Source organism: Streptacidiphilus jiangxiensis (assembly GCF_900109465.1).
In the GTDB taxonomy this organism is placed as follows: Bacteria; Actinomycetota; Actinomycetes; order Streptomycetales; family Streptomycetaceae; genus Streptacidiphilus; species Streptacidiphilus jiangxiensis.
On record NZ_FOAZ01000076.1, the window covers coordinates 1 to 4796 of the forward strand.

The following is a 4796-nucleotide window of genomic DNA, read 5'->3' on the forward strand; positions in this document are numbered from 1 at the left end:
CAGCGGGCGCAGCCGGACTTCGGTGCTGGCGCCGCCTGAGCCGGCCGAGCGCGGCTACTGGGTCGCACTCGGCCACGTCCTGCGCGGGGTGCGGCGGCAGTGGGGTGCTCCCGGCTTCGACGACGAGGTGGTGCTGGTCGCCCCGGACGGGTCTCGGGCCGCCGTCTCCCAGGACGGATCGCGCGCCGTCGAGTGGGGGCCGCGGAGCCTGTGGCTGGAGGCCGAGGAGCTCCACACCCGCTGGACGGGGGCCGGCCGACCGGCTGAGTACTTGCTGGAGTTCACCGGCCCTGTGCAACGAGTGGTCGGCGGGCCGGGCCTGAGCTGGCAACTGCCGATGGACTGACCGCCCCGAGCCGAACCGCGTGCCGATGCCCGCCGCCATGCCCGATCCGCCTGCTGCCCACTGCCCGAGGAGGCTTCCCGATGTCAGTGACCCCCGTCCGTCCGGCCACGCCCAAGGACGCCGAGGAACTGCTGCGCCTGCGCGTCGACGTCCTGACCGGCGAGCCGGCCACCGACGCCTGGAGGTCCACCTTCCTGGCCGACATGCAGGCCCGGCTCGGCACCGACCCGCACCTGCTCGCCTTCGTGGCCGACGCCGGGGACGGCGTGCTGGCGGCGTGCGCGATCGGCGTCGTCTACCGCGGCTACGAGGGCCCCTCCTACCCCGGCGGGCTGTGGGGCCGGGTCCACACCGTCGTCACCGATCCGCGCCACCGGCACCGCGGTCTGGCGGAGGCCGTCACCCGGGCCCTGGTGAGCGCGCTCCAGGACCGCGGCTGCTCCTCGGTCGAGCTGATCGCCACCCCCGAGGGCCTCCCGCTGTACGAGAAGCTCGGCTTCAACCCGGTCGCCCACTACCTGACGCTGCGCCACCCCTTGGCGGTGGCCGGCGTTGCCAGACCGGAGGCACCGGAGGCACCGGCGGGGCGGCGTGGAGTGGAGCCGGAGCGCGGCGGCCGGTGACCGCCCGACAACGGTGCCGGATCGCGGCCGGGGCGACTGTCAGTCCTCTCTGGCATCGTCACCCATTGAACTCGATCGGCTACCAATCGTGATGAATGGGGGTGCGCGACACGGCCCGACCGCCGCCGCGGCGGCCGACCTGCCGGCCCGCAGAGAACACATAGCCGCTCCGCGCGGCCGACCGCCCGCCGACGCCCCGCACAGAGAGAGGTTTCACCGTGCCCCCCGCCCCTACCCACATCCGCGACCTCGTCCAGGCATACCTTCAGCGCCACCCCGGCGAACGCGCCGCCCTGACCCCGCTGCTGGCCCTGCTGGACACGGGCCCAGCACCCACGAGCCGGGCCACACTGCCCGCCCACGTCACCTGCAGCGCCGTCGTCATCCGCCCCGACCGCACCGTCCTGCACATCCACCACAAGGCCACCGGCCTGGTCATCTGCCCGGGCGGCCACGTCGAGGACGGCGATGAGACGCTGCTCGCGACGGCGCTGCGCGAGGTCCACGAGGAAGCCGGCATCCCGCCAGGTGCCCTGTGCCTGACCCCGCAGGCCCTCGCCGGCCCCATCGACATCGACATCAACAACATCGACGCCAACCCGGCCAAGGGCGAGAGCGCGCACCAGCACTACGACTTCCGGTTCGCCTTCTGCCTCCTGCCCGACGCGGCCGAGGTCGCACTGCAGCCCGAGGAGGTCACCGGAGCCGAGTGGCGCCCCCTGGACCGCGTCGCCTCACCCTCGCTGCGCGCCAAGCTGGCCGCCGCCGCCGTCACCGGCGAGGCGGAGCCGGTGAACGCCTCCATCCTCATCCACGACGGCGCCGGCCACTACCTGCTCCACCTGCGCGACAACTACCCCGGCCGGATCTGGGCACCGGGCGAGTGGTCGCTTCTGGGCGGCGGCCGCGAGCCGCAGGACGCCACGCTGACGGACACCCTGCTGCGCGAACTCGCCGAAGAGGCCCCGGGACTGGCCCTGACCGACCTTCAGCCCTTCTCCGTAGAGCGGGTCACCGGCGTGGATGGCCTGTGCGTGCCGATCCGGATCCACACCGCCCGCTGGGGCGGCGACCCCGACACCGCGGACCTGCGCGAAGGCGTCATGCTGCGCTGGTTCACCCCGGACATGCTGCACCGGCTACTGCTGCGCCCCTCCACGATCGAGCTGGTGAACCGCCACGCCGCCGAGCACCCGGCCGCCACCCGGCCGGCGAAGGTGCCCGGCAGCCAGGCCGTGCGCAACGTCGTCGGCGTCCACCTCTACCTGGAGGACGACCAGGGCCGGGTCATGCTCGGGCTGCGCCACCCGGACTCGGCCTTCGCCCCGAACACCTGGCACCTTCTGGCCGGGCACTGCGAGCAGGAGTCCGCCGTCGCGTGCCTGATCCGCGAGGCCGAGGAGGAAGCCGGCCTGGTCCTCGACCCCGCCGATGTCGAGTTCGCGCACGCCGTCCACCTCGTCGACTCTCCCGGTGCCCAGCCCAGGCTCGGCCTGTTCTTCAAGGTCCGCTCCTGGAAGGGCACGCCCGAGCTGCGCGAGCCCGACCGGTGCACGGCCTGGAAGTGGTGGGACCCGGATGACCTGCCCGAGCAACTGGTCCCCTACACCCGGGACGCAATCGCCGGCATCCGGGCGGGCCGTGCCTACACCGAGCTGGGCTGGTGAGTACGCCCGCAGCGGGCAGGCGACCGAGTACCGGCACAGCGTCCACCGGCGCGACTGGCCAGTACGCCGACCGAACGCCCCGGCCCGGGCAGGCCCCGCACCTAGGGCACATCGCCTGGGTGGCCACCGACCCCGACCATCGCCGCCAGGGCTTCCGGGAAGAGGGGCTCTACGAATGATCGACTTCGAGGTGCTGGCGGCATCCGCTCGCCACGAAGGAATCGAACACTTCGGTGTCGGTGTCGTGGTCCGCGACCGCTCGGGCCGGGTCCTGCTGATCCGGCGGGCCGCCCATGACGACCTGCCCGGCCTGTGGGAGTACCCGGGAGGTGGCCGCGAGGACGGTGAAGCGGTGGACGCCGGCGCCGCCCGCGAGCTGGCCGAGGAGACCGGCCTCACGGGCCTGCAGTTGGAGTACGCGCGCACCCTGGACTACATCAACCAGAGCGGCCGCCGGGTGCGACAGTTCGTGTTCACCACCGTCGTCGAGGACGGCACCGCCGTGGTCCTGTCCGATGACCACGACGGCCAGCAGTGGGCCCGGCCCGACGCGCTGCCGCAGACCGGCGACGGGCAGCGCCAGGTCATCACCTGGCTCGCCGAGCGCCTCGCCGCCCCCGGCTGGCGGCCCGTCGGCGGACACCTCACCACCATCGCCCGTCCCGCCACCTACGGCAGCTTCCTCGTCACCGACCCCGCCGGCCGGATCCTCGGGTTGCGCTCGGCCACCGACCCGGACATCTGGGACTTCCCCGGCGGGATGGTCGAGAAAGGCGAGTCCCCGTTCGAGGCCGCGGTGCGCGAGGCCCGGGAGGAACTGGGGCTGGACCTGCCCGCGGAGAACCCGCGGGCACTCCGCCGCCGCTTGGTCGCCGTGATCCACACCCAGGCCGACGCCGACTACCCGGTGCCGGTGGTGGGGCACGTCTTCGACGGCGGCACCTTGACCGCCGAACAGCAGGCCCGAATCCGGCTCGACCCCGCCGAGCACACCGAGTTCCGGTTCGAGACGGCCCACGACTGGCGCCACCACATGGGCCTGGGCCACTACCAGCGGCTGCGGCAGGTCCTGCGCGCCCACCGGTGCGCACGCCCGCTCTACCTGGAGCGCCCCGCCCCGCTCGGCGACGACTTCGAGGGCGTCCTGGTCCTCGTCACCGACCCGGCGGGCCGGCTGCTGATGCACCTACGCGACACCGGCCCCGGTCCCTGGCCCGGCTACTGGACTCCGCCCGGCGGCTGGCGCGAGGGCGACGAGAGCGCCGAGGAGGCCGCGGTGCGCGAGGTCCGCGAGGAGGCCGGGATCGAGATCACCGGGCTGCGGACCCTCCCCGCCCCCCACCCCGACCACGGTCTCCCGCTCACCCGCGTCCTGCACACCGTCTGGAACGGCTCCGAGAAGGACCTCCAGCTCGGCGACGAGGGCCAGGCCCTGCGCCTGGTCCCCATGGACGAGGTTCTCGGCCTCCACGTTCCGCCCTACCTGCAGCACTACCTCCCGCTGCTCACTGGCAGCCGGCCCGAAGGAGTCCGCTCGTGAACGCCGCACCGCCCGTCACCCGCCAGCCGGCCGTGCCGCTGCCGTGGAAGCGCCACGGCAGCACCACGCTGTTGGACACCGGCTCGTACCTGATCCACCGGGACTCGGTGTCCCTGCCCGACGGCACCGCAGGGTACTTCGAGTTCCACCAAGCCCGGGTCGACGCGGCGTTGACGGTCGCGATGGACGAGCAGGGCCGTATCGCCATGGTCCGCTACCGCTCCTACGTCCACGGTGAGGTCATCACCCCGCCCGGCGGGAAGCTTGATGTGGGCGAGGACCCGCTGGAAGGCGCCCGCCGCGAGCTCAAGGAGGAGTCCGGCATCACGGCCGAAGAGTGGAGCCCGCTCGGCCGGATCGCCCTGATGACCAAGTCGACCGCTCACCTGTACATGTACCTCGCCCGGGATCTGAGGGTCGGGGAGCAGGAACTGACCGCTACCGAGACTGGCATGACCGTGGAGTGGTGGCCGCTTCAGGAGTCGGTGGCCGCCGCGATGGACGGCCGGCTCCTGCTGTCCGGGGCTGTGGTGTCGGTCCTGATGGCTGCCCAGGCCGTGGGCGCAGCGGGGCGCGTGTGAGCGCCCAACCGGCAGCCGCGGAAATGCCGGCCCAGGTGC

4 protein-coding genes and 1 pseudogene are annotated in these 4796 nt (G+C 73.2%); all 5 read left to right on the forward strand.

The genetic code is table 11. The annotated features are described in order from the left end of the window. Positions 1-346, forward strand: a pseudogene (locus BMY61_RS43590) (hypothetical protein); the annotation flags it as partial. Positions 347-426: 80 nt separating this feature from the next. Continuing rightward, positions 427-969 carry a GNAT family N-acetyltransferase gene (locus tag BMY61_RS43595; protein WP_052438818.1) on the forward strand — a complete coding sequence of 181 codons (543 nt, stop codon included), beginning with the start codon at positions 427-429 and terminating at the stop codon, positions 967-969. Between the two features lie 218 nt (positions 970-1187). Next, the gene (locus BMY61_RS43600; RefSeq protein ID WP_042449571.1) at positions 1188-2636 is read left to right on the forward strand and encodes an NUDIX domain-containing protein; all 1449 of its coding nucleotides are present in this window, start codon (positions 1188-1190) and stop codon (positions 2634-2636) included. Positions 2637-2811: 175 nt separating this feature from the next. Continuing rightward, on the forward strand, positions 2812-4176 hold the full coding sequence (locus tag BMY61_RS43605; protein WP_052438819.1) for an NUDIX hydrolase: 1365 nt from the start codon (positions 2812-2814) through the stop codon (positions 4174-4176). Continuing rightward, entirely contained in the window at positions 4173-4757 is a 585-nt protein-coding gene (locus BMY61_RS43610; protein WP_052438820.1) for an NUDIX domain-containing protein, read from the forward strand. The genes BMY61_RS43605 and BMY61_RS43610 overlap by 4 nt, the downstream gene beginning before the upstream one ends. Positions 4758-4796 lie beyond the last annotated feature (39 nt).